At 73.6% G+C, this 25426-nt stretch carries 20 protein-coding genes; 13 read left to right on the top strand and 7 right to left on the bottom strand.

What is annotated here, in order from left to right; all coding sequences use genetic code 11:
* Positions 1-19: 19 nt before the first annotated feature.
* Both QM595_RS00845 and QM595_RS00840 read left to right on the top strand, forming a co-directional pair.
* Positions 20-1249, top strand: a complete 1230-nt coding sequence (locus QM595_RS00845; protein ID WP_415169619.1) for an LLM class flavin-dependent oxidoreductase — start codon at positions 20-22, stop codon at positions 1247-1249.
* Positions 1246-2433 (top strand): acyl-CoA dehydrogenase family protein, encoded by a 1188-nt coding sequence (locus QM595_RS00840; RefSeq protein WP_415169618.1) that lies wholly within the window; start codon positions 1246-1248, stop codon positions 2431-2433. The genes QM595_RS00845 and QM595_RS00840 overlap by 4 nt, the downstream gene beginning before the upstream one ends.
* On the opposite strand, the gene QM595_RS00835 is transcribed toward QM595_RS00840, so the two are convergent.
* Positions 2430-4736 carry a molybdopterin-dependent oxidoreductase gene (locus QM595_RS00835; protein ID WP_415169617.1) on the bottom strand — a complete coding sequence of 769 codons (2307 nt, stop codon included), beginning with the start codon at positions 4734-4736 and terminating at the stop codon, positions 2430-2432. The two genes, QM595_RS00840 and QM595_RS00835, sit on opposite strands and share 4 nt — an antisense overlap.
* Before the next feature lie 164 nt (positions 4737-4900).
* Between QM595_RS00835 and QM595_RS00830 the strand changes: the two genes are divergently transcribed.
* The 8 genes from QM595_RS00830 to QM595_RS00795 all read left to right on the top strand — a co-directional run bounded on the left by QM595_RS00830 (position 4901) and on the right by QM595_RS00795 (position 15634).
* A complete protein-coding gene (locus QM595_RS00830) occupies positions 4901-6565 on the top strand; it encodes an ABC transporter substrate-binding protein (protein ID WP_415169616.1) in 1665 nt (554 codons plus the stop codon).
* Between the two features lie 10 nt (positions 6566-6575).
* A complete protein-coding gene (locus QM595_RS00825) occupies positions 6576-7601 on the top strand; it encodes an ABC transporter permease (protein WP_415169615.1) in 1026 nt (341 codons plus the stop codon).
* Position 7602: 1 nt separating this feature from the next.
* A complete protein-coding gene (locus tag QM595_RS00820) occupies positions 7603-8451 on the top strand; it encodes an ABC transporter permease (RefSeq protein WP_415169614.1) in 849 nt (282 codons plus the stop codon).
* 31 nt (positions 8452-8482) lie between these two features.
* A complete protein-coding gene (locus QM595_RS00815) occupies positions 8483-10144 on the top strand; it encodes a dipeptide ABC transporter ATP-binding protein (RefSeq protein ID WP_415169613.1) in 1662 nt (553 codons plus the stop codon).
* Positions 10145-10294: 150 nt separating this feature from the next.
* The gene (locus QM595_RS00810; protein ID WP_415169612.1) at positions 10295-12070 is read left to right on the top strand and encodes an ABC transporter ATP-binding protein; all 1776 of its coding nucleotides are present in this window, start codon (positions 10295-10297) and stop codon (positions 12068-12070) included.
* A complete protein-coding gene (locus tag QM595_RS00805) occupies positions 12054-13889 on the top strand; it encodes an ABC transporter ATP-binding protein (protein WP_415169611.1) in 1836 nt (611 codons plus the stop codon). The genes QM595_RS00810 and QM595_RS00805 overlap by 17 nt, the downstream gene beginning before the upstream one ends.
* Positions 13886-14992, top strand: a complete 1107-nt coding sequence (locus QM595_RS00800; protein ID WP_415169610.1) for an LLM class flavin-dependent oxidoreductase — start codon at positions 13886-13888, stop codon at positions 14990-14992. The genes QM595_RS00805 and QM595_RS00800 overlap by 4 nt, the downstream gene beginning before the upstream one ends.
* A gap of 126 nt (positions 14993-15118) precedes the next feature.
* The gene (locus QM595_RS00795; protein ID WP_415169646.1) at positions 15119-15634 is read left to right on the top strand and encodes a Uma2 family endonuclease; all 516 of its coding nucleotides are present in this window, start codon (positions 15119-15121) and stop codon (positions 15632-15634) included.
* 4 nt (positions 15635-15638) lie between these two features.
* On the opposite strand, the gene QM595_RS00790 is transcribed toward QM595_RS00795, so the two are convergent.
* The gene (locus QM595_RS00790; protein ID WP_415169609.1) at positions 15639-18053 is read right to left on the bottom strand and encodes a copper resistance protein CopC; all 2415 of its coding nucleotides are present in this window, start codon (positions 18051-18053) and stop codon (positions 15639-15641) included.
* Between the two features lie 96 nt (positions 18054-18149).
* Here QM595_RS00790 and QM595_RS00785 point away from each other — a divergent pair, with 96 nt between their 5' ends.
* Positions 18150-18779 (top strand): YcnI family protein, encoded by a 630-nt coding sequence (locus tag QM595_RS00785; protein ID WP_415169608.1) that lies wholly within the window; start codon positions 18150-18152, stop codon positions 18777-18779.
* A gap of 2 nt (positions 18780-18781) precedes the next feature.
* On the opposite strand, the gene QM595_RS00780 is transcribed toward QM595_RS00785, so the two are convergent.
* The gene (locus tag QM595_RS00780; protein WP_415169607.1) at positions 18782-19327 is read right to left on the bottom strand and encodes a sigma-70 family RNA polymerase sigma factor; all 546 of its coding nucleotides are present in this window, start codon (positions 19325-19327) and stop codon (positions 18782-18784) included.
* A 53-nt stretch (positions 19328-19380) separates the two neighbouring features.
* On the bottom strand, positions 19381-20838 hold the full coding sequence (locus QM595_RS00775) for an RNB domain-containing ribonuclease (protein ID WP_415169606.1): 1458 nt from the start codon (positions 20836-20838) through the stop codon (positions 19381-19383).
* Positions 20839-20978: 140 nt separating this feature from the next.
* Here QM595_RS00775 and yaaA point away from each other — a divergent pair, with 140 nt between their 5' ends.
* Positions 20979-21794, top strand: a complete 816-nt coding sequence (yaaA, locus tag QM595_RS00770; RefSeq protein ID WP_415169605.1) for a peroxide stress protein YaaA — start codon at positions 20979-20981, stop codon at positions 21792-21794.
* A gap of 68 nt (positions 21795-21862) precedes the next feature.
* Here the strand turns inward: yaaA and QM595_RS00765 are convergent, their stop codons facing one another.
* Genes QM595_RS00765 through QM595_RS00755 form a run of 3 tightly spaced genes read right to left on the bottom strand, consistent with a single transcriptional unit; the run spans position 21863 to position 24519 of the window.
* Positions 21863-22645: a histidine phosphatase family protein gene (locus QM595_RS00765; protein ID WP_415169604.1), complete on the bottom strand. Its 783-nt coding sequence runs from the start codon at positions 22643-22645 to the stop codon at positions 21863-21865.
* Positions 22642-23385, bottom strand: coding sequence for a zinc ribbon domain-containing protein (locus QM595_RS00760; RefSeq protein ID WP_415169603.1), 744 nt, complete (start codon positions 23383-23385; stop codon positions 22642-22644). Before QM595_RS00760 ends, QM595_RS00765 begins: the two co-directional genes overlap by 4 nt.
* Positions 23386-23394: 9 nt before the next feature.
* The gene (locus QM595_RS00755; protein WP_415169602.1) at positions 23395-24519 is read right to left on the bottom strand and encodes a Nif3-like dinuclear metal center hexameric protein; all 1125 of its coding nucleotides are present in this window, start codon (positions 24517-24519) and stop codon (positions 23395-23397) included.
* Positions 24520-24726: 207 nt separating this feature from the next.
* Between QM595_RS00755 and QM595_RS00750 the strand changes: the two genes are divergently transcribed.
* Entirely contained in the window at positions 24727-25326 is a 600-nt protein-coding gene (locus tag QM595_RS00750; protein ID WP_415169601.1) for a LysE/ArgO family amino acid transporter, read from the top strand.
* Positions 25327-25426 lie beyond the last annotated feature (100 nt).

The following is a 25426-nucleotide window of genomic DNA, read 5'->3' as shown; positions in this document are numbered from 1 at the left end:
CGACAACGAGAGAGCATCCGTGACCGACTTCGACACCACCATCCCGCCGACCGCCTCCCCCGAGGTGGAGTTCGTCAGCCAGATCAACTGGAACACCGGCCGCGAGATCGACCCGGTCCCCCAGTCCGGCCTGCAGCGCTCCTACGTGCGCGACTACGCCCGCACCCTGGAGGACGGCGGCTTCGACTACACCCTGGTGCCCTACTTCTCCTCCAGCCCGGAGTCGTTCGTGCTGGCCGCCGCCGTGGGGGCGGTGACCGAGCGGCTCAAGCCGGTCGTGGCGTTGCGACCCAACCACACCCATCCCCTGGTCGCCGCCCAGAAGCTGGCCACCCTGGACCAGCTCACCGAGGGCCGCGCCGTGGTGCACCTCATCTCCGGGGGCAACGACGCCGAGCAGCGCAAGCAGGGCGACTACGAGCCCAAGGACCGCCGCTACGCCCGCACCAGTGAGTACATCGACCTGCTGCGCCGGGCCTGGACCGAGCCGGCGCCGTTCAGCCACGAGGGCGAGTTCTACAAGTTCGACGAATTCGGCCCCGGCTTCGCGCCGTACGACGCCCCGATCCCGATCTCCATCGGCGGCGAGTCGGACGCGGCCTACCAGGTCGGCAGCTCCCAGGCCGACTGGTTCGCCTACAACTCCGGCGCCTCCCTGGAGCAGACCCGCAAGGACTTCGACCGGGTCGCGGCCATCGCCGCGGCCGCCGGCCGGCCGACGCCGCGGTTCTGGGTCACCTTCCGCCCGGTCATCGCTCCCACCGCCGAGCAGGCCTGGGAGAAGGCCTACGACTACGCCGTGCGGCTCAAGACCGGCTCGGTGCACCTCGCCAAGGCCCTCGGCGTCGACCCGGCCTCGGTGAGATCCGAGGCCACCGGCCAGCGCAACGCCCGCAGCTACGCCGAGCAGGAGCGCTACGACCGGGCACTGTGGTTCGGCTTCACCCGCGCCACCGGCGGCCGCGGCGCCGCCTCGGCCGGCCTGGTCGGCACCCCGGAGACGGTTGCCGCCGCCATCCTCGACTACATCGACGCCGGCGCCAGCGTGGTCTCGATCAAGGGCTACGACACCCTCGCCGACGCCCAGGACCACGGTCGCCACCTGCTGCCGCTGGTGCGCCAGGAGCTCGCTCACCGCAAGGCGACCGGGCAGCGGGGCCCGCTACAGGCCCAGCACCTCGGCTATGCCGACGACCGCGTCGCCGCGGCCGCCGATCGCGCCGCCGAGCTGGCGGGAGCGGGCCTGTGACGACGACCGAGCAGCGCGTCGCACTGCCCGTCCCCGACCTGTCCCCCGCGGCCCTGGCCGCGGTCACCGCCGAGATCGCCGCCACCGCGCCGGAGTACGACCGCTCCGGGCAGGTGCCGGTCACGGGACTCCAGGTCGCCCACCGAGCCGGCCTGCTCACCGCCACCGTCGCCCGCCGGTACGGCGGCCCCGAGGTGGGCTCCCGCGAGGCCGTCCGCATCCTGACCGCGCTCGGCGAGGGCGACCCGTCGGTGGCGCTGATCGCCGCCAACAGCCTCCAGGCCCACGCGGCCCAGGCCGCCCACGAGCACTGGCCGACGGCCTACTACGACGACGTGCTGCGCCGCTCGCTCGAGGGCCCGGCGCCGGTCAACGCCATCCGGGCCGAGCCCGAGCTGGGCGCGCCCGCCCGCGGCGGGCTGCCCAAGACGACGGCCACCCGGACCGCGACCGGCTGGGTCCTCAACGGCCACAAGGCCTACGCCACCGGCGGCACCGGGCTGGCCTACCACGTGGTGTGGGCGGTCGCCGACGAGCCCGGCGCCGACCCGGCCGCGCCCCGGGTCGGGCACGTCATCGTGCCTGCCGACCTGCCGGGCATCACCTGGGTCGAGACCTGGGACCACCTCGGGCTGCGCGCCTCCAACACCCACGACGTGGTCTACGACGGCGTGGAGCTGCCCGAGGACGCCTTCGTGGAGATCCCGCGCGGCGCCGACGGCGTCTACCGCGACCCCGCCGCGATGGCCAGCGGTCCGGCGAGCTTCGGCCACCCGGCGCTCTACGTCGGCGTGGCCCGGGCAGCCCGCTCGGCGTTCGCCGAGTTCGCCCGCTCCCGGGTGCCGGCCGCCCTCGGCCGGCCGATCGCGACGACCGAGCGGATCCAGGCCGTCGCCGGCGAGATCGACCTGAGGATCGCCCAGGCCGAGACGCTGCTGCACGGCGCGATCCTGCGGCTCGAGGCCGGCGACCCCGAGGTGGCCGCGCAGCTCTCGATCCTCAAGGCCGCCATCGCGCGCTCGGTGGTCGAGGCGGTGCAGACCGCCGTCGCCGCCCTGGGCAACCCGGCGCTGTCACGCCACAACTCGCTGGAGCGGCACCTGCGCGACGTGCTCTGCATCCGGGTCCACCCACCCCAGGAGGACACCGCGCTGCTGGCCGCCGGCCGCCGGGTGCTCGGCTAGCCGGCGGAGGTGCCGGGCGGGGGGTCGTAGGCCTTCACCGGAGGCGGCGGGCCGTCGTACCTGGTGACCGCGACGAGGACGTGCGCGCCGCTGGTGGACTGGGTCAGCGTCGAGGTGGCCACGTCGCGGGTGAGCACGTTGACATTGCCGGCGACGCAGTCGGCGACCTCCGGGGCGCTGGGGTCGAACCAGGCGCCGGTGTGCATCTGCGCCACCCCCGGCAGCAGCGCGTCGCTGACGACCACGCCGGCCAGCAGCGAGCCCTGCCGGCTGCGCACCAGCACCACGTCGCCGTCGTGCAGGCCCCGCACGGCGGCGTCGTCGGGGTGCAGCCGGATCGGCTCGCGGCCGGCGACCTTGGTCGACTGGCTGGCGGCGCCCATGTCGAGCTGGCTGTGCAGCCGGTGCGAGGGCTGGTTGCAGAGCAGGTGCAGGTCGAACTCGGCCGCCAGCGGCGAGCCCCACCACTGCTCCGGCTCGCGCCACTCGGCGTGGCCGGCGACGTCGGGCAGGCCGAAGCCGTCGATCGTCTCCGACCACAGCTCGATCCGCCCGCTCGGCGTCGCCAGCGGGTACGACGACGGGTCGGCCCGGAACGCCGAGAACGCCGTGTCCCGGTAGGGCTGCTGGGGCAGCGGCACCCCGCCGTCGCGCCAGAAGGCGGCGAACGGCGGCGCCGGCGGCGAGTCCGGCGCGGCCCGCCACTCCTCGTAGATCCGCTCCAGCCAGCCGTGGGAGTCGAGGCCCTCGGCGAAGTCGGCGCCGAGCCGGCGGGCGAGGTCGGCGTAGATGGCGAACTCCTCGCGCGACTCGCCGAACGGCGCCACCGCCCGGTGGACGGCCCGCAGCCGGCTGTCGCCGGCACCGGCGGCCAGGTCGTCGCGCTCCAGCGTACTGGCGACCGGCAGCACCACGTCGGCGTGCTTGGCGGTCGGGGTCCAGTGCGTCTCGTGCACCACGAAGGTCTCCAGCCGGGCCAGCGCCGAGCGCAGTCGCCGCAGGTCCTGGTGGTGGTGGAACGGATTGCCGCCCGCCCAGTAGGCGAGCCGGATGTCGGGCAGCCGCAGCTGCTGGCCGTCGTACGGGATCTCGGTGCCGGGGTGGAGCAGCAGGTCGCTGATCCGGGCACAGGGGATGAAGTCGGGCACCGGGTTGCGGCCCTGCGGGAAGGTGGGCAGCCTGCCGCCGGCGACGCCGACGCCGTAGTCGCCCATCGAGCCGAAGCCGTGCGCGAAGCCGCCGCCGGGCAGCCCGATCTGGCCGAGGAAGGCCGCCAGCGTCAGCGCGGCGAAGACCGGCTGCTCGCCGCGCTCGCCGCGCTGCAGCGCGTAGACGACGTTGACCAGGGTCCGGCCGGCGGCCATCTCGTGGGCCAGCGAGCGGATCCGGTCCGCCGGCGTCCGGGAGATCCGCTCGGCCCAGGCCGGGGTCTTGGCGACGCCGTCGGTCTCGCCGAGCACGTAGGCCCGGACCCGGTCGGCCCCGACGGTGTGGCTGGCGAGGAACGCCTCGTCGGCCAGGCCGTCGGCGACCAGCACGTGGATCAGCGCGAGCATCACCGCGGTGTCGGTGCCGGGCATGACGCCGACCCACTCGGCGCCGAGGTCGGCGAAGGCGTCGTCGCGCTGCGCGGTCAGTGCCACGAAGCGCGTCGACGCACCGGCCTGGCGGGCCAGCCCGGTGCCGACATGACGGGCGTGGCCGCCGGGAACGACCCAGGTGTTGGAGCGCCGCACGCCGCCGAAGCTGACGACCAGGTCGGTGTGCTCGGCGATATCGGCCCAGGAGACCGGCTGGTGGCGCAGGTCGAGCATCCCCGGCAGCCCGATCAGATGCGGCAGCAGCGTCATGCTGGCGCCGCGGCTGTAGTCGCCGACCGAGCGGGTGTAGCCCCCGATCCGGTTGAGGAAGCGGTGCAGCTGGCTCTGCGCGTGGTGGAGCCGGCCGGCGCTGCCCCAGCCGTAGGAGCCGCCGTAGATCGCGGCGTTGCCGTGCGCGCTGCGGACCCGCTCCAGCTCGCCGGCGACCAGGCCGAGGGCGGTGTCCCAGTCGACCTCGACGTACTCCTCGTCCGGCTCGCCGCGACCAGGATCAGGTCCCGGGCCCCGGTCCAGCCAGCCGCGTCGTACGACGGGCCGGGCGACGCGGGAGCGATGCCGGTACAGCGCCGCGGCGTTGCCGATCGCGGGCGAGGCGTCGGGGTCGTCGGGATGGGGCCGGCCGCCGAGGACCTCGGTGCCGTCGCGGGAGAGCTCGACGAGATAGGTGCCCCAGTGGGAGCTGGTCTCGGTGAGCGGAGGCATGACGCTCGATGCTAGCCAGGCAACGCCCGCAGCCGGGCCGGCTGGTCGATCACACTCGTGGATCGGTTTCGATCCCGGACTACGACCGGACAGTTGTCAGGTCAGAGATCAAATACTAGTAAGATGGTCGAGTAACAATCTTTTTGATCAGGAGAGAGCTCTGCATGAAGACCATCCGCACGTCCCACCGAGCCCGGCCGTCCCGGCGCGGCTTCCGCACCTTGACCGCCCTGGCGGCCACCGTCGCGCTCCTCGCCGGCTGCGGCGGTGGTGACAGCGACGCCGGCAGCACCGGCAGCAGCAGCTCGGACGGCGGCAGCATCACCTTCCTGATCGACTCGCTGGGCAGCAGCTGGGTGCCCAACTCCTCCTCGATCTCCAGCTTCCAGGGCAATGTCTACAACCAGATCTACGACAAGCTCGTCTACGTCGACGACAACGGCGAGGCCAGCCCCTGGATCGCGGAGAGCTGGGAGAACAATGCCGACTACACCCAGTTCACGCTCCACCTGAAGTCGGGCGTGACCTTCTCCGACGGCGAGAAGCTGGACGCCGCGGCGGTGGTCGCCAACCTCGACTACTGGGCCAAGGGCCAGGCTGACAAGGGCATCCCGTCGATCGGCCTGTTCCCGAAGACGTACACCGGCGCCACCGCCGTCGACGACACCACCGTCACCGTCGCCTTCAGCGAGCCCACGCTCGGGTTCATCCCGACCCTGGGCTACGCCGGCAGCGTGCTGTTCGCGCCGAAGGCGCTCGAGGGCAGCGCCGAGGACCAGGCCGACCTGTCGAAGAACTTCGGCTCCGGCCCGTACGTCGTGCAGTCCTGGAAGGCCGACGACAGCGTCGTACTGGTAAAGCGCGACGACTACGCCTGGGGCCCGGCCGCCATCGGCAACACCGGCGCCGCCCACATCGAGCAGATCACCTTCAAGGTCAACGCCGACCCCGCAGTGCGCACCGCCGCCGTCCAGTCCGGCCAGGCCGATGTCGCCTACAACCCGACCCCGCAGCAGATCAACGACCTCAAGGGCGACGGCTTCACCGTCTACACCCCGGTCTACCTCGGCTTCACCAACGGCTTCGCCCTCAACACCCAGGTGGCGCCCTTCGACGACGTCAAGGTGCGCCAGGCGGTGCAGCACGGCATCGACCGCGACGAGATCCTCAGCACCGTCTACACCGAGGACTGGAAGGCGGCCCGGTCGTTCTTCAACGACACCGTGCCCGGTGTCGCCGACGAGAGCGCCGAGTTCGCCTACGACCCCGACCAGGCCGCCCAGCTGCTGGCCGAGGCCGGCTACACCGAGGGCGCCGACGGCACCCTGACCAAGGACGGCCAGCCGCTGGAGCTGACCCTCTACCCCAACCCCTACCTGGGCGCCTCCAAGCAGGTCGACCAGCTCATCGCCACCCAGCTGGGCAAGCTCGGCTTCAAGGTCAGCGTGCAGGCCTACGACGTCATCACCTACGGCGAGAAGATCAAGGTCGGTGCCGCCAATGTCGCCGCCTACGAGATCACCCGCTCCATCGGCGACGCCTCCACTGCGGCCAACGTCTTCACCGACGCCAACAGCGGCGAGAACTGGTTCGGCCTGGGCCAGAGCGACCAGACCATCGACGAGCTCGGCGCCAGCATCCGCTCCGCGACCGACCCCACCGCCCGCGACCAGGACCTGGAGGCGCTGCAGAAGCACGTCCTGGAGCAGGCCTACTTCATCCCGATCACCCAGATCGTGCAGCGGCCGCTGCTGACCTCGCCGAAGCTGACCGGCCTGGTCCACGACAGCACCGCGTTCGCGAAGTTCGCCGCGGCCACCCTGGACTGAGGACCGAGAGATGAGCGGCTCCTACCTCGCCTTCGCGCTGCGGCGGGCGGTCCAGGCCGTCGTGGTGATCCTGCTGGCCTATGTCGCCACCTTCCTGGTGATCAGCGTGCTGCCCGGCGACCCGGTCAGCAACATGCTGAACAACCCGGAGAACGGCTTCTCGGCGGACCAGGTGGACCAGATCGTCGCCTACTACAAGCTGGACCAGCCGGTGCTGGTCCAGCTGTGGGAGTCGCTCTCCCGGTTCCTGACCGGCAATCTCGGCCTCTCGCTGCGGACCAACCTGCCGGTCTCCGACATGATCGGCGACGTCGCGGTCTCGACGCTCACCCTCGCCGGGGAGGCGCTGCTGGTCGCCCTGGTGCTCGCCTTCGCCATCGGCTACGGCACCTACGCGCTGCCCCGCTGGGCGGGGCGCGACCTGCTGCGCTCGTTCCCGTCGCTCTTCCTCTCGGTGCCCAACTACGTGATCGGGCTGCTGATCCTGCTGTTCTTCTCCTTCCACCTCGGGCTCTTCACGGTCATCGACGCCGAGAGCGGCACCGCCACCTTCTTCGCCGCCCTCACCCTCGGCGTCCCGGTCTCCGCCCAGCTCGCCGAGGTGGTGATCGCCAACCTCGACCACGAGGCCGGCCTGGAGTACGCCTCGGTGGCCCGCTCCCGCGGCCTGGGCCAGGTGGGCCTGTTCGTCAGGCACCTGGTCAAGCCCTCCTCGCTCCCCGTCGTGACGGTGATCGCCCTGATCGTCGGCGAGCTGCTGGGCGGCGCGGTGATCACCGAGCAGATCTTCGGCCGCAACGGCCTGGGCAGCCTGGTCCAGCAGTCGGTGACCACCCAGGACACCCCGGTGCTGCAGGCGGTGGTCTCGCTGTCGGCGGCGATCTTCGTGATCGTCAACCTGATCGCCGACCTGGTCTACCCGCTGCTCGACCCGCGGGTCCGGGCCGGGAACGCGGCCAAGCCGCCGGTGCCCGCGCCCGGTCGCACGCCGGGACCGTTCGCCCCCTCCGCCCTCGACTCCCGAGAGGCCGCCTGAGATGACCGTCTCCACCATCGCCAACCCCGATGCCGGCACCCGCCGGCGCGGCCTCGCGCTCACGACCGTGCCGGCCACGGTGATCCTGTCCTTCCTGGTGCTCGCCGTCATCCTCGCCTGGTCGGTGGCGCCGGGGCTGTTCACCGGCCACGACCCCGCCAACGGCGTGCCCGCCGACAAGCTGCTCGGCCCCAGCGGCCAGCACTGGTTCGGCACCGACGACCTCGGCCGCGACCTGTTCTCGCGGGTGGTCCACGGCGCCGCCTCGTCGGTCACCAGCGCGTTGATCGCCGTCGCCATCGGCGTCCTCGCCGGCAGCCTGATCGGCCTGCTGGCGGGCTTCCTGGAGGGCTGGACCGACATCGTGCTGGCCCGCTTCGTCGACGTACTGCTCGCCATCCCGGGCTTCCTGCTCGCCGTGGTGATCGTCAGCGCGCTGGGGTTCAAGACCCTCAATGCGGCGGTCGCGACCGGAGTGACCGCCATCGCGGTCTTCGCCCGGGTGACCCGCTCGGAGGTGATCAAGGTCCGCAAGACCACCTTCGTCGAGGCCTCCTACCTCCAGGGCGGCTCCCGGTGGCAGATCCTGCTCACCCACGTGCTGCCCAACGCCTCCCGCTCCATCGTGCCGCTGGCCGTCCTCCAGTTCGGGCTGGCGATCCTGGTGATCGCCGGCCTGGCCTTCCTCGGGTACGGCGACCCGCCACCGGCCTCCGACTGGGGCCGGCTCGTCGCCGACGGGGAGAAGTTCCCGTTCGCGCCCTGGCTGATCTACGCCCCGGCGGCGGTGATCGTCGCGACCGTCCTCTCGCTCAACCGGATCAGCCGATGGCTGCGCAAGACGACCTGAGCCGCACCCCACCACCGCAGGAGCACTCCCCATGACGAACGTCCTTCCCGCCCCGGCCCAGACCCCGGCAGCGGCGCTCGGCCACCCGCTGCTGCGCGTCGAGGGCCTCGAGGTGTCCTATGGCGGCACCCAGGTCGTCTCCGACGTCGGCTTCTCCCTGGAGCGCGGCGCCAGCCTCGCCCTCATCGGCGAGTCCGGCTCGGGCAAGTCCACCATCGCCCGCTCGGTGCTGCGGCTGCTGCCCCGTGACCTCGGCCGCAGCAGTGGCCGGATCGAGTTCGAGGGCCGCGAGCTGCTCGGCCTGCGCGAGCGGCAGTTTCGCCGGCTGCGCGGCCGCGAACTCGGTTTCGTGCCCCAGGACCCCGCCAACTCCCTCAACCCGGTCCGCACCATCGGCGCCCAGGCCCACGAGGCCGCGGCGCTGTTGGGCAGGCACAGCAAGGCGGAGCGCACCGAGCTCATCCTGGAGACGCTCGCCCAGGTCGGCCTGGACGATCCTCGCCGGGTCTACCGGTCCTACCCCCACCAGCTCTCCGGCGGCATGTTGCAGCGGGTCCTGATCGGGCTGGCGGTGCTGCCCCGCCCCAAGCTGCTGGTGGCCGACGAGCCCACCTCGGCACTGGACGTGACGATCCAGAAGCGCATCCTGGACCTGCTCTCCCGGCTGCGCTCGGAGCTGGACATCAGCCTGCTGCTGATCACCCACGACCTCGCCATCGCCGCGGAGCGGGCCGAGAAGATCGTCGTCCTCAAGGACGGCACCGTGCAGGAGCAGGGCCCGACGGCCGCGGTGTTCTCCGCGCCCTCCTCCGCCTACGCCCAGAAGCTGCACGCCGACGTCCCGGCGCTCAACCCGGACCGCTACGCCGAGCCGCGCGCGGCCGGGCAGCGCCGCGCCGACGACCCGGCCACCGAGGCCAGGATCGAGGTCCGTGGCGTGACCAAGTCGTTCACCGTCGACGGCGCCACCCTGACCGCCGTCGACGACGTGTCCTTCACCGTCCCGGCCGGGACGACCCACGCGCTGGTGGGCGAGTCCGGCTCCGGCAAGACCACCACGATCCGGCTGCTGCTCGGGCTGGAGCAGCCCGACACCGGCGAGATCGTGGTGGCCGGCGAGCGCCTCGACGGCCGCTCCCACGACTCGCTGCGCGCGGCCCGCCGTCATCTGCAGCTGGTCTACCAGAACCCGTTCACGTCCCTGGACCCCACCTGGAAGGTCGAGCGGCTGGTCCGCGAGCCGCTGGACCGCTACCGGGTCGGCGACCAGGACGAGCGGGCGGGACGGGTCCGGGAGGCGCTGGCCTCGGTCGGGCTCGACGAGCGGTACCTGGGCCGCCGGCCCACCGCGCTCTCGGGCGGGCAGCGGCAGCGCGTCGCCATCGCCCGCGCCCTGGTGCTGCGCCCCGACGTCATCGTGCTCGACGAGCCGACCTCGGCCCTCGACGTGAGCGTGCAGGCCGACATCGTCGAGGTGCTGCTCTCGCTGCAAGCCGAGCTCGGGCTGACCTATGTGTTCGTCTCCCACGACCTGGCGCTGATCCGGCAGCTCGCGCACAGCGTGTCGGTCATGCACCGGGGCCGGATCGTCGAGCACGGGCCGACCGCGCAGATCTTCGAGAGCCCGCGAGAGGACTACACCCGCGCCCTGCTGGACTCGATCCCTGCCGGCATCTCGACGCCGCCGGCATGAGCGAGCGGAGCGAGCGAACCATTCAAGCCAGCGCGCGACGCTCATGCCCCCACCGAGCGAAGCGAGGTCGCGCATGAGCGAGCGGAGCGAGCGAATCATCCAAGCCAGCGCGCGACGCTCATGCCCCCACCGAGCGAAGCGAGGTCGCGCATGAGCGAGCCTGCGACCACCAGCAGCGGCCTGCTCACCGTCCTCGCCGGCGCCCGCGCCCATCCCCGGCCCGCGCTGGCGGCAGCCGGGTTCGGCATCCTCAACGGCGCCTCCATGGTGGTCGGCTCGATGGCCATGGCCTACGCCACCGACACCCTGGTCGTCCCGGCGGTGGCCGGCACCGAGGTCTCCGGCTGGGACTGGGCGAGCAGCGCGCTCGCGGTCGCGGCGGTCTCCGGGGCCCGGTGGGCCTCCATCGTGCTGCGCGGCATCATGACCGGCCAGGTGCAGTACCGCGCCGAGGCCGACACCCGCCGGGCCGTCGTACACCGCTATCTCGCGCTCGGCCTGGCCTGGCACCGGCGCCATCCGCCCGGCCGGCTGGTGGCCCACGCCGTCTCGGACGTCGAGGCGATGTGGTCGCCGATGCAGTGGACCTACTTCGCCATCGGCAATATCGCGATGCTGCTGCTCGCCATGGTCGACCTGTTCGGCCGCGATGTCACGCTCGGCCTGGTCGGCGCCGCCCTGGTGGTCACCGTGCTGGCCCTCAACCTGCTCTACCAGCAGCTGCTGCGGCCCCGTACCCGCGCGGTCCAGGCGGCCCGGGCCGAGGTCGCCGCCATCGCCCACGAGAGCGTCGACGGCGGCGAGGTGGTCCGCGCTCTCGGGCTGGCCGAGGAGGAGTCGGCCCGCTTCGGCGAGCCGGTCGAGCGGCTGCGGCTGGCCAACGGCGCGATGTCGGCGGTGAGCTCGCTGTTCGACCCGATCCTCGAACTGCTGCCCACCGTCGCGGTGCTGGCGGTGCTGGCCACCGCCCCGGCCCGGGTGGCCGCCGGCCAGCTCAGTGTCGGCGACGTCGTCGGGGTCGTCTACCTGATGCTCACCATCGCCATCCCGCTCAACGTCATCAGCCGGTTCCTCTCGCTGCTGCCGCTCTCGGTCGCCGGCCGTGGCCAGATCGACGCCGTGCTGGGCAGCCGGGACGTGCCACCGACCGGGGCGGCGAGCCTGCCCGGCGACGGCCCGCTGGCCGTGGAACTGGACGAGGTGGTCCTCGACCTGGGCGCCAACCGGGTCCTCGACGGGGTCTCCCTGAGCCTGGCCCCCGGCACCGTGACGGCGCTGGTCGGCGAAGTCGGAGCAGGCAAGACCAGTCTGCTCGAGGTCGCCGGCGGGCTGCTGACGCCCGCCGCCGGCCGGGTGCTGCTCGACGGGGTCGAGGTGCGCGAGCTGCGGCCGGGCGCGCTGCCGGCCGCGGTCGGCCTGGTTCCGCAGACGCCGTACCTGTTCGCGACCAGTATCCGGGACAACCTGGTCCTCGACACCGGCGAGTACGACGACGGCCAGCTGTGGCGGGCGCTGCGGGTCGCCGTCGCCGAGGAGTTCGTCCGGGCGCTCCCCCACGGCCTCGACACCGTAGTGGGCGAGCGCGGCGCGACCCTCTCGGGTGGACAGCGACAGCGGCTGTGCCTGGCCCGGGCGCTGCTGCGCCGGCCCCGGCTGCTGCTGCTCGACGACCCCACCTCGGCGCTCGACGCCCGGGTCGAGCACGAGCTGCTGGGCAACCTGGCCGCGCTGACCAGCCGGCGCGACCTCACCGTCCTGATGGTCGCCAACCGGCAGGGCGCCATCGCCCTGGCCGACCGGGTGGCGCTGCTCGCCGGCGGCCGGGTGATCGCCCAGGGGACACACGCACAGCTGCGGGACCGGGTCGACTACCGCCGCATCGTCGCCGCCTACGAGGGGGAGGACGTCGATGAGCGGGTCGGCTGAGCCGGCTGAGCCGGCGGGGCTGCCTGGGCTGCCCGATCGCGGCGTCCTCGCACTTGCACTCCGGGTCTCGCCGGTGCTGTGCCGGGGCCTGCCGGTGACCGTCGCGCTGGCGCTGGTCGCGGGTGCCGCCCGGGTGATCGCCCCGCTGGCGGTCCGGCACGCGGTCGACCACGGCCTCGCCGCCGACGCGGTGCGTGCGGCGGTGCTGGTGGCGGCCGTCGCCACGGTGGCCGCCGGGCTCTCGTCCTGGCGGCTGAGCCTGCGGATCCGGGGCCGGGTCGAGACCGCCATCGCCGGGCTGCGCCGCGAGGGCCTGCTCCGGGTCCACGACATGGCGCCGAGCACCGTCGACGGGCTGCGGCGCGCCGACCTGGTCGCCCGGCTCTCGACCGACCTCGACGCGATGACGACCTTCCTCAACGGCGGTGGCGTCCAGTTCGTCACCAATATGGCCCAGCTGCTGATCGCGGGTGCGGTGCTGGCGCTCTACAGCTGGCAGCTGGCGCTGCCGGTCTTCGCCATCGCCGTCGGGCTGCTGCTGGTGATGGCTCGCTTACAGCGCGTCATCCAGGGCCGGTTCGCCCGGGTGCGCGGTGACCTCTCCGCGCTGCAGAGCACCGTCGGCGAGGCGGTCACCGGTGCCACCGTCATCAGGGCGACCGGGGCCGCCGAGCGCAGCCGGCGTCAGCTCGACGAGGCCGTCGACCGAGCCCGGGACGGCTACCTGCGGGCACAGCCGCCGCTCCACCTCAGCACCTCGCTCGGCGAGGTGGGCATCACCGCGATGACGCTGACGGTACTGCTCGGCGGCGTGTGGTGGTCGATCGGCACGACCCCGCCCCGGCTGTCCTCGGGCGAGCTGGTCGGGATGATCCTGCTGATCACCTTCTTCGTACGACCGCTGCAGTTCCTGATGCAGAGCCTCGGCGAGGCACAGAACGCCCTGACCGGCTGGCGCCGCGCCCTGGAGCTGGTCGCGACGCCCAGCGCCCGGATCGAGCACGGCGCCGCGCTGCCGCCGGGGCCGGTGGCGGTCGGCTTCGACGGCGTCGACGCGGCGTACGGCGACGGGCCACCGGTGCTGCGCGACATCTCGGTCGGCATCGCCCCGGCCGAGCAGGTCGCCGTCGTCGGCCGCACCGGCTCGGGCAAGTCGACCTTCGCCAAACTGCTCACCCGGCGACTGGTGCCACGCGCCGGCGTGATCCGGCTCTCCGGAGTGCCCCTGGCCGACCTCGGCGACGACGCGCTGGCCGGCCGGGTGGTCGTCGTGCCCCAGGACCCGTTCCTCTTCGACCTCAGCGTCGCCGACAACATCGCGCTGGGTCGGCCCGGCGCCACCCGCGAGGACGTGCTGGCCGCGCTGGACCGGGTCGGCCTCGGCGACTGGGCGCTCGGGCTCGCCGCCGGCCTCGACACCCCGGCCGGGCCGCGCGGCGAGCGGCTCTCGGTCGGCGAGCGGCAGCTGGTCGCACTCGCCCGTACCGCCCTCGCCGACCCCGACCTGCTCGTCCTCGACGAGGCCACCAGCGGGGTCGACCCGGCCACCGACGTCGCGGTGCAGCGGGCCCTCGCCCGGCTCAGCCAGGGCCGCACCACCATCGCCATCGCCCACCGGCTCGGCACCGCCGCCAATGCGGACCGGGTGCTGGAGTTCGCCGACGGCCGGATCGTCCAGGACGGCAGCCATGCCGACCTGATCGCCGCCGGCGGCAGCTACACCGCCCTGTTCGCCCACTGGCGCGAGCACGTCACCCGGCTCGACGCCCGGCCCGCTCCCCTGCCCGCCATTCTGCCCGCCACGGAAGGACCCCGATGACCACCAGCACCAGCACCAGCACCGGCCGACCCGACACCCTCCCGCCGGGCTTCCGCGCCAAGCAACGGCTCGGCTTCAACACCCGGGTCTCGTTCAGCGACGACGGCGGCCCGGCCGCCGGACTGCGCGACGGCATCCAGCTCTTCCGCGCGGCCGAGGAGCTCGGCTACCAGTCCGGCTGGGCCTACCAGCGCCACTTCGACCACTACCTGTCCTCGCCGCTGCCGTTCTTCGCCGCCGCCGGCCAGCACACCGAGCGGATCACCCTCGGCTCGGCGGTCATCCCGATGCGCTACCAGGAGCCGATCCTGCTCGCCGAGGCCGCCGGCGTCACCGACCTGCTCATCGGCGGCCGGCTGGAGCTGGCGCTGGCGACCGGGTCCAACGCCGCCTTCGACGCGGTCTTCGGCGCCGTCGAGGCCGACGCCCGGACGGAGGCCCGCCGCCGGCTGCAGCGCTTCCTCGACGCGGTCGCCGGCCAGACGCTGCATGTCGTCGACGGCCCCGGCCAGGGCGCCCCGGTCGGCACCGAGCTGCGGGTGACGCCGCACAGCCCGACGCTGCGCGGCCGGCTGCGGCAGGGCTCGGCCAGCCTCGGCTCGGCCCGGCAGGCCGTGGAGCTGGGCATCGGCCTCATCGTCGGCACCGTGCTGCACGACATCGGCCCCGGCGAGACCTTCTCGGCCTACCAGGCACGCATCATCGAGGCCTACCGGACCGGCTGGCGAGAGCGGTGGGGCACCGAGCCGCCCTCGGTCGCCGTGGCCGCCTCGGTGCTGCCCGGCACCACGCCCGAGCTGCGAGATGCCTACGCGGGCTATGACCTGCAGCGTCGTACCGAGGGCATGGCCGCCTCCCGCCCGAAGGGCGCGCTGACCCCGGTGGTCTCCGCCGAGCTGCCGGAGGGGATGCAGGTCAGCCCGGTCTTCCACGGCGCCCCCGACGAGGTCGCCGAGCAGGTGCTCGCCGATCCCGGGCTCGCGCTCGCCGACGAGCTGGTGCTCTTCCTGCCGCCGGGCTTCGGCCTGGCCGAGAACGTCCGGCTGCTCGAGGACCTCGCCACCACCGTGGCCCCCGCCCTGGGCTGGACGCCGGCTACCTGACGCCACGCGAAACTGTCGGTGGCCGACGCCATCCTGGTCCTGCCCCGCTCTCGGGGCCAGAATGGAAGGAGATCCGATGTGTCTCACCTGGCGAGGGAAGTCGTGGAAACGATCGAGCGCGTGCCCATGTCCTACGAGGAGTGGCTCGCGCTGCCCGAGCAGCCCAAGACGGAGTGGGTCGACGGCTGGGCGGTGATCTACATGGCGCCGCCCGGCTTCGACCACAGCGACGCGCAGGCAGGGCTCCCCTACCTGTTCCGTCGCGATCTGCGCCGGCTCTACACCGGCACCGAGCCCGACATCAGGCTTCCGGGCAATCGGATCCGGCGCCCAGACTTCGCTGGCTGGGAGGCTCGGCCCGACGACTACCCGATCACCAGCGTGCCGTTGGTGGTGGCCGAGGTGCTCTCCCCGGGCACCAGGAGCGAGGATCTGCTGCGCAAGGGCCCGGAGTACGCCGCCGCAGGAGTAGCGCAGTACTGGGTAGTTGACCCGGAGAGCCGCACCCTCGAGGTGAGTCACCTTGTCGATGGCGCCTGGCAGCGACTGGCGCTCTTCGACGCGACCCGGCCATCGGGCGAGGTGGCGATCGGCGACCTCGGCGTCGTCCACGTCGACCTGGGCGACGTCTTCAGCGACTGACCGGCTACCTGACCGGCAGGTCGACGTAGCCGGTCTGCTCGTCGAAGTCGGAGGTGCGCACGGTGACCGAGAGCCGCCACTCCCCCGCGACCGGGACCGAGAGCAGCGCCTGCCGGTGGCCGGGACCGGCCACGTCGAGGTCGACCGGGAGCGGGCCGATGCCCTGGGACGGCATCACCATCGCGGCGGTGATCTCGGCCGGGTCGCTGGGCTGGCCGGAGGAGTCGAAGACGTAGACGTGCAGGTCGGACTGCCGGTCACCGGCGGGGACCGCCGAGACCTGCACCGCGTCGCCGGCGAGGGTGAGGTTCTCGGCGACGGTGGGCCGATACGCCGACTTGGCGGGCTCGGTGGCGACCAGCGCCGCCGTCACGCCGAGCACCGCGCCCACGAGCACCACCTCGATGCCCACCGACTGGCGCAGCGAGACCAGTCCCGATCCCGACGAGGCGGCGGAGCGGCGCAGCAGCGACCGGGAGCCGGCGGCGACGCCGACCGCCATGATCACCAGGCCGGTCTTCACCGCCACCTCGCGGCCGTACGTCGTGGCGGTGAGCGCGTCGATCGAGCCGACCTGTCGCCACACCTGGAAGGCGCCGGTGAGGACCAGCACCGCGACGGCACCCAGCGCTGCGGTGGAGAACCTGCCGAGCACGGCCCGCGCCTCCGGCAGCCGCCACACCGTCCCGGCGACCAGCAGCACCAGGCCGCCGAGCCAGACGCACATCGCGATCACGTGCGCGCTCTCGCTGACCATCGACGCCACCCGCAGGTCGGCCGCCACCGCGTGCCCGGCGAGCGCGAACGTCACCGCGATCGCCACCCCGAGCACGCCGGCGGCGATGCCCCGGTCGCGCACCGAGAGCGTGCGCCGGGCCAGCACCACGACCACGCCGAGCAGCGCCAGCACCGCCCGGGTGAGCGTCGCCCTGCCGTAGGTCGAGGCCAGCACCTCGCGCAGCAGCGGGCCGCTGAGCGGGCGGCCGCCGCCGGCGTCCAGCGGCCCCTTGATCAGCAGCGAGGCGACCGCACCGGCGAGCAGCAGCACGGCACCGGCCAGCACCAGGAGGCGCATCCGACGCACCTGCCAGCCGCCGGGCCAGCACCAGCACAGGAAGACCAGGCCGCCGACCAGCAGCGCGGCGCCGGCGTACCCCACCCAGCGAGCCACGCCCAGCCCGACCTGCAGGCCGGTGGTGTCGGCCCGCTCGGGCACCACCGGGGCGGCGCTGGGCGCGCCGACCGAGAACGAGAACGCGCCCGAGACCGGGTGGGAGTCGGCGGAGACGACCCGGAAGGACACCACATAGGTGCCCTGGGCGCCCTCGCCCGAGAGCGGGATGTCGATCTCGGTTCCGGACACGCTGGCGGTGCCGGCGTCGACCCGGTCGCCGTCGGGCCCGAACACCTGGGTGCCGCCCTCGGGCAGGGTGATCGACTCGTTGAACCGCAGCTCCACCTGCGCCGGGAGCGTCTGCACCACCTCGTCGGGTCCGGGGCTGCTGCTCTCCAGCACGGCGTGGGCCGAGGCCGGGCCGGCGATGAGCATCACCAGCGCGCCGGCCAGGGCGGCGGCCGCTCCGGCTCGGCGCCGTCGCGAGCGGCGGCCGGTGCGTGCGGCGGCAAGGCGGAGGAGGAAGGCAGCCTGGTGGGCTGTCGCCCGACGACAACGCAGCCGACGTGCGTGCCGGGCGTCGCGGAGTAGGCGACCGGGCTGGAGCGGCCACCGCAAGGTACCCAAGGCGACCTTGGCCGGACGCACGGCGACCCGACGGACCACCCGCAGCCCGCCGTACGCCGGTGGCCTGGGCCGCCGGGGCAGCCCGGCGCGGCGCGGCGTCGGCCCGCCGGTGTCCTCGCGGCCCAGCAGCCACAGCAGCACGAACCCGGCCAGCAGGTCCACGTGCGGCAGCTCGTCGGTCCAGCCGACCCGGCCGGAGGCGACGTCGAGGCCGGCAGTGAAGCCGAGCAGCGCGACGGCGGTGCCGAGCACGGGGACATAGGCCGCCGCCTGCCAGGGCCGGAGGGCGGCGAGGACGAGCCCGAGGCAGATGGCGATGGTGAAGGAGAGCGACTCGTGGGTGGCGTGCACCTCGGTAAGGCCGTGGGCGACCAGCTCGTAGACCGCGTTGAGCAACTCGGCGCCGCCCATCAGGCCGACGCCCCAGCGCAGCAGGAAGACCCGCGACTCCCGCTTGCGCCGCAGAGCGGAAGCTCTCAACCGCGCCAGGATCGCCGGCGCCAGGTCCGGCGCCTCCTCGCGGGGCGCGACGGTCACCGCCAGCGCCGCCAGGGCGTCGGCGAACGCCGCGCAGTCCGGGCAGCCCGCGACGTGTGCGCGCACCTCCGGCTCCCGATGAGGGCTGGTCTCGCCGTCGGCCCACGCCGACAGCGCCTCCCGTGCGTCAGAACACTCCACGGTGGAAGGGTCGGGCACCGAAGCGCATTAGTTCCCGCCGGGAACTTCCCGCCGCCGGAAGGGCACTGTTCCGTCGACTCCCCTGAAAGGAACCCGATGTCGCACCCCGTTCGCCGGCTGCTGGCCGCCTCCGGCCTCGCCCTCGCCTGCCTGTTCGTGCTGGCCGGCACCGCCTCCGCCCATGTGACGGTCAACCCGAGCAGCGCGCCCCAGGGCGGCTACGCCAAGCTCACCTTCCGCGTCCCGACCGAGTCCGACACCGCCTCGACCGTCACGCTGGAGATCGCGCTGCCCGCGGAGATCACCTCGGTCCGGGTCAAGCCGCACCCGGGCTGGAGCTACCAGATCCAGCGCTCCGGCGAGGACGCCACCGGGGTCACCTGGACCGCCGACGACGGCGTCGGCATCGGCCGGACCGAGTTCGACGAGTTCGACCTCTCGATCGGGCCGCTGCCGGACACCGACCAGGTGGTGTTCAAGGCGCTGCAGACCTACTCCGACGGCAGCGTGGTCCGCTGGATCGAGGAGGCCGCCGACGGTCAGGCCGAGCCCGAGCACCCCGCTCCGGTGCTCACCCTGACGCCGGCCAGCGAGACCACCGCGAGCACCACGGACGACGACAACGACGGCGACAGCGACTCCAAGGCGCCGCTGATCCTGTCGATCGTCGCGCTCGTGGTCGCGGTGGCCGGTGCGGGTGCGGGCCTCGTCCGGCGGCGCGGCTGAGGTCAGGCGGAATGCTTACGACCGCGCCGAGTCGCGGCGGGACCCACCATCGCGACCAGGTCCTCGCGAGCCCGGGCGACCCGGGAGCGGATGGTGCCGATCGGGCAGCCGGCCGCCTCGGCAGCCTCGGCATAGGAGTAGCCGAGCAGCTGGGTCAGCACGAAGGCCTGCCGGCGGTCCTCGTCGAGGCTGTCGAGCAGGCTGACCAGGGCGACCTCGCCCTGGTGGTCGGGCATGGGCTCGACGCTGGCCACCGGCTGGCGGCGGGCCCGCTGCCGGGCGGCGATGTCGTCGGCCACCACCCGGCGCACGATCGAGAACAGCCACGGCCGCACCGAGGACTCGCCCCGGAAGGACGGCAGCGCCTTGATGATGCGCAGGTAGGCGTCCTGGGCGAGGTCGTCGGCCCGGTCCCGGTCGCCGAGGTGGGCGCACAGTCGCCAGACGTCGCCCTGGGTGGCCCGGACGAACTCCTCGACGGCGGCGAGGTCGCGGCGGTCGCGGGCGGCCAGCGCCAGCAGCGTCCAGTCGTCGGCGGGCTCGGTCACAGCGGTGACCGTAGCAGGCGGCTGGCAGCCGCACCTGCGGCGCCGACGCAGCGTCAGAGCGTGAATGCGACCTTCCGCTTGGCGACATCGGCCTCGGTGAGCCGCACCGAGACGTCGGTGCCCAGCGGCAGCGGTGCCGGGCCGGAGACCGGCGCCTCCACCGCCGGCTCCGGCACCGTGACGGTGCCCCGGCCCTGGTCGCGGTCGTCGAGGTCGATGACGACGCCGTCGAAGCGCTCGCCGACGTGCGGCGCCAGCACCCCGGCCTCGACCAGGTCGAGGATGGCTCGCTCGTAGGAGCCGGCCAAGCTGGCAGTACGACGCATGGTGTCGGGGACCTCCGGCATCCGCTCGGTCACCCACGACGGCACCGGTTCGCCGGCACAGACCGCGACGCAGATCTCGCCGGCGTACCTGTCGACGAGACGGCGCAGCGGCGCCGTCACATGGGCGTAGGGCGAGGCCAGCGCGGCGTGCTCGGCGTGCTCCGGGGGCGCGCCGGTGAAGGCGAGGTAGCCACCGCCGCGCAGCAGCCGGGTGGAGGCGACCAGCACGGCGGCGTGCTTGGGCTCGGTGGGGTCGAGCGACCTGAGGAAGTCGGGATAGCTCATCCCCTCCGGCCAGGGCACCCCGAGGGCGAGGGTGGCGCGCTTGAATCGAGCGGTGTCGCGGGGGTCGGCCGGCGGCAGCGTGCGCAGCAGCCCGATGCCGGCGCCGAGCATCAGCTTGGCGGCGCCGTAGCCCGTCATCAGCGAGAGCTGGGCGTTCCACTCCTCGGCGGGCAGCAGGGTGCGATAGGCCAGCCGCCAGCGGTCGCCGGTGATCTCGACCTCCTGGTCGGGCAGCGGCAGACTGACGCCGCCGCGCTGGATCTCCTGCTGGATCCGCAGCTCGCCGATCGTCCTCAGCAGTCGGACCGAGTCGGCGTAGGGGCCGGTGAGGCTGTCCTCGTCGAGCTGCTGCTGCACGCCGGCGTAGTCGAGCTTGGCCACCGACCGGACCCTCGCCCGCTCGACGTGGGTGCTGGTCACGGCGCCGGCCGCGTCGAGGGTCATGGTCCACAGCAGCGCCGGCCGGACCTGGTCGGGCAGCAGCGAGGCCGAACCCTCGGAGAGCACCTTCGGGTGGAGCGGGATCTTGGAGTCGGCGCCGTAGAGCGACTGGCCACGCAGGTTGGCCTCGGTGTCGACCGGGCCGCCGGGCTCCAGGAAGGCGGCCACGTCGGCGATCGCATAGCGCACGGTGTAGCCGTCGCCGTCCCGGTCGAGGTGGAAGGCCTGGTCGAGGTCCATCGAGCCCGGCGGGTCCAGGGTGACGAAGGGGATGTCGGTCCGGTCGACGTCGGGCAGCCGCGGCGCGCCGGCTGCGGCGTCGGCGGCCCGCTGCACCTCCGGCGGGAACTCGGGGGTCACCTTCAGCTCGGCCTGGATCTGCCTGATCCCGTCGCGCAGCGTCTCGGCGGCGACTCCGTCGTCTTCTCGTCTGACCCGGATGACCTGTCCGCTCGGCATGTCATGCACCATAGGGCACCGTGCAGGAGACTCCGAGACGAGGCAGCGCCGTGGCGAGCGGCGTTCCGGTGCGTGGCCGGCAAGGCGGAAGAGGGAGCCAGCCTGGTGGGCTGGCGACCGACGACAACGAAGCCGGGCGCGTGCCGGGGCGTCGCGCAGTAGGTGCTGGCTCGTCTCGGAGTCCCCTCATCCTGCTGCCGCCGAGTGAGGGGAAGACGGCGCCGTCGCGTGGCGCCGCCCTGTCACTCCCGGGCCTGTCCTCGCCGTCGCTGAACCCTGCGCGTGAGGCGGTGCTCGACGCGCTGGTCTCGCTCTGCACCGACTCTCCCGACCTGGCGATGGACGTCCTCGGCATCCCCAAGACGCAGCCGGCGCTGGTCGCCGCCAATGCGGCGCTGCGGACCGCGGCCACCGCCCGGGCGGACCGGGTCTACACCGGCGTGCTGTACGACGCCCTCGGCTTCGAGACGCTCTCGCCGGCCGCTCGCCGCCGGGCCACCCGAGGAGTCATGGTGACCTCCTCGCTGTTCGGGCTGGTCTCGCCCGCCGACCGGATCCCGGCCTACCGCCTCTCCGGCGACGCGGTCCTGCCCGGCCTCGGCGGCGTCGCCGCGCACTGGCGCGGCCATCTCGGCCCGGCGCTGCTGGAGGCCGTCGGGAGCGGCCTGCTGGTCGACCTGCGCAGCGGCATGTACGGCGCCTTCTGGAGGCCGCCGGCCGACCTCCGCGTCGCCACCGTGCGGGTGCTGCACGAGGTCGCCGGCACCCGCAAGGTGGTCAGCCACTTCAACAAGGCCACCAAGGGCCGGATCGTGCGGGCGCTGCTGGAGTCCGGCGCCGCTCCCCGCACCCCGGCCAGGCTCGCCGAGGCGCTGGCCGACCTCGGCTGGACCGTCGAGGCGGGGCCGGCCTCCGGGGCCGGGAGCCAGCTCGACGTGGTGGTCGCCGAGCTTTGACCGCCCGCGACGTCATACGAACTGGCTGTCCCGGCGACCGGGCCGTATGACGTCCGGCTCGGGTCTCGTCAAGGCGGCGTGCCGAACCGGTCGCGGCCCGGCGGCAGGGCGTTGTAGAGCCGCATCGAGGACAGCTCGTCGGCGTAGTAGGAGACCATCGTGACCGAGGCGGGGCTCAGCTCCATCCGGTAGACCGCGTCCAGCGGCGCGCCAACGGCATGTGCCACCAGGATCTTGATCGGCGTCACGTGGCTGACCACGACCACGGTCCGGCCGGCGAACCGCTCCCGCAGCCGCGCCAGCGCCTCGAGCACCCGCCTCTCCACGACCCGGAAGGACTCGCCGCCGTCCGGCGCGGCGTCGAGCGACTCGCGCCAGCGGGCCAGCTCATCGGGGTGCCGCTCCATCACCTCCGCGAAGGTCAGCCCGTCCCAGTGGCCGAACTCCATCTCGGCGAGGCCGGGCTCCTGCTCGACGTCCATGCCGAGCACCCGGCCGACGATCTCCGCGGACTCCAGGGTGCGTCGTACCGGCGAGCTGACGAGGGCGGCCACCTGCCCGGTCAGCGGCGAGAGCCACTCGGCGGTCTGCCGGACCTGGTCGCGGCCCTCGTCGGAGAGCCCCGGGTTGGCGCCGCCGAGACCGCCGGAGAACCGCTTCTCGCGGGTGTGCGGGGTGACCCCGTGGCGCACCAGCACCAGTGTGGTGGGCTCGGCCGGCGGCGCCCAGCCGCGCGCCAGCGGCGGCGCCGGGTCCTGGATCTCCTCGACCACGAGCTTGGAGTCCATCCCGACCTCCACCTCGGCGCCGATCGCGGTGCCGTCCTCGACGATGACCTGCGCGTCGGTCACAGGCCCGATTCGGCGGTCCGGACCAGGATCCGCGAGCACTCCTCGCAGCGCGCCACCTCGGTGCTGGGCAGCGCCTTGATGCGCAGCAGCTCGGCGTTGTCGAGCTCGAGCTGGCAGCCGCCGCAGCGGCGCTGCCGCAACTCGGCGGCGCCGACGCCGCCCCGCTGCTCGCGGAGCCGGTCGTAGAGCGCCAGCAGGTCGGCGGGCAGTTCCTCGATGGTGCCCGGTCGCTCGGCGACCAGCGCCGCCAGCTCGGCGTCGAGCTCGGCAGTCCGCTGGTCGCGGCGGGAGAGCAGGGTGGCCAGCCGCTCGTCGAAGCCGGCGAGTGCGTCCTCGAGCGCGGTGAGCCGGCCCTGCTCCTCCTCCAGCCGCTCCATCACCTCGAGCTCCTCGTCCTCCAGCACGGTGATGCGGCGGTCGAGGTTGACGATCTCGTGCTGGATGCTCTCCAAGTCCTTGGGGCTGGTGACGGCGCCGGAGTCGAGGCGCTGCTGGTCGCGGTCGCGCCGGGTCCTGACCGCGGCCACGTCGGCCTCGGCCTTGCGCTGGGCGGTGGCGAGGTCGTCGACGACGATGCGGACGTCGCGGGCCTGGTCCTCGATGCCGCGCCGCTCGGTGTCGAGTGCAGCGATCTGGGCGAGCTCGGGCAGGTTCGCCTTCGCGTGGCGCAGCTGGTCGGCGCGGGAGTCGAGCTCCTGCACGTCGAGCAGCTTCAGTTGGGCGAACGGGTCGGCTTTCACGTCTGTCCTTCAGATCCTCAGGGTCCAGGGGTCGGTCACGATGGCGCTCACGCGGGTCTCCACCCTAGTGGCCCTCGGCAGCGCCTCGCCGAGCTTGCGGGCCAGCACCGGCAGCCAGGTCCACTCCGCCGCCCAGTGGGCCACGTCGATCAGCGCCGTGCCGTGACGCTCCAGGAACTCGCTCGCGACATGGTGGCGCAGGTCGCTGGTGACGTAGACGTCGGCGTCGGTGCCGGCCACGGCGTCGAGGAAGGCGTCGCCGGCGCCGCCGCACAGCGCCACGGTCCGCACCTCGCGGTCGGGGTCGCCCGCGACGCGTACGCCGGCCGCGGTCTGTGGCAGCGCCGCGGCCACGCTCGCCGCGAACCCGGCCAGCGTGGTCGGCGCGACGCGCCCGATCCGGCCGTGCCCGGTGGCGGCCGGGGTGCTGGCGGCGAGCTCGACGACGTCGTACGCCGGCTCCTCGTAGGGATGGGCGTCGAGCAGCGCCCCGACCACGGTGCCTCGCAGGCCGCGGCGCAGCACCACCTCGACGCGGACCTCGTCGACGACCTCGGGGGTGCCGATCTGCCCGATCGCCGGGCTGGCGCCGGGCAGCGGCCGGAACCGGCCCTCCCCGGGAGTGGAGAAGGATGCCTGGTCGTAGTCGCCGATCCGGCCGGCACCGGCGGCCGCGAGCGCCTGCCGCACCGCCTCGGCGCAGGCCGTCGGGACGTAGGTGGTGAGCTTGTCGAGGGCGTCGGGGTCGGCAGGCACCAGCGGCCGCTGGTCGGTGAGCCCGAACGCGTCCGCCATGGCCTGGGAGACGCCGTCGACGGCCTGGTCGGCGTTGGTGTGGGCGGTGAGCAGCGCGCAGCCGGCCCGGGTGAGCGTGGTGAGGGTGCGGCCCTTCGGCGTGGTCGCCGCGAACCCGTGGACGCCGCGCAGGAAGAGCGGGTGGTGGACGATCAGCAGGTCCGCACCCCAGGCGACCGCCTCCTCGGCCACCGGTCGCACCGGGTCGACGGCGAGCATCACCTTCGCGACCGGGTCCGCGGGGTCGCCACTGACCAGGCCGACCGCGTCCCAGGGCTCGGCGGTGCCGGGCGGATACCAGGAGTGGACCAGGTCCGTGATCTCGCGCAGAGTCGGCACCGGGCTAGTCTCGCAGGCCGCGACAGTCCACTAGTAGGCTGTCGCGGCTAAAGCGCGTGGTAGCGCGGCGTCCGGGTGCGTGCCTCGCAAGGCGCCGGCGCGAAGGCAGGCCGGTGGCCTGTCGAGCGTCGGCAACGCCGCGAGGTGCGTGGCCGGGCGCCGCGATAGCAGTGAATTAGCCGCGACAGGCTACTAGGTTCGGGGCTCGTGGACGCCTCGCTCGCCGGCCTGCTGACCGGTCTCTCGCTCATCGTCGCGATCGGCGCCCAGAACGCCTACGTGCTGCGGCAGGGCCTGCGCCGCTCCCACGTCGGCGCGGTGGTGCTCGTCTGCGCACTCTCCGACCTGGCGCTCATCGCGGCCGGGGTCGCGGGCATCGGCGGCATCGTCGACCACGCCGGCTGGGCGCTGGACGTGGTGCGCTGGCTCGGCGTCGCTTTCCTGGTCTGGTACGCCGCCTCCTCGCTGCGACGCGCGCTCGCGCCCGGCTCGCTGGCGGCCGCCGGCGGTGACGGGGAGCGGCGCGGGGCCGTCGTACGGCGGGCGGCGGCGCTGACCTGGCTCAACCCGCACGTCTACCTCGACACGGTGGTGCTGCTCGGCTCGGTCGCCAACACCCACGGCCCGGACGGGCGCTGGTGGTTCGCGGCCGGCGCGGGCCTCGCCTCGATCGGCTGGTTCGCGGCGATCGGCTTCGGCGCCCGCCTCGCCGCTCCACTGCTCGCCAGCGCCCGCGCCTGGCAGGTCATCGACGTGCTGGTCGCCGTCACGATGCTGCTCGTAGCCTGGAAGCTCGCCACCGGCTGATCGGTCAAGGGCCAGTTGCCGGCCCGATTCCGCGCGACACGCCGGGCACGCCCCGCGTGTCGCGGCGAGTCAGCCGCGCGTGATGGCCCCCAGGCCGCGA

The organism is Nocardioides sp., assembly GCF_047607185.1.
Taxonomy (GTDB): Bacteria; Actinomycetota; Actinomycetes; order Propionibacteriales; family Nocardioidaceae; genus Nocardioides.
The sequence above is the reverse complement of the archived record's forward strand: the minus strand, read 5'-3'. Positions and strand labels throughout refer to the sequence as shown.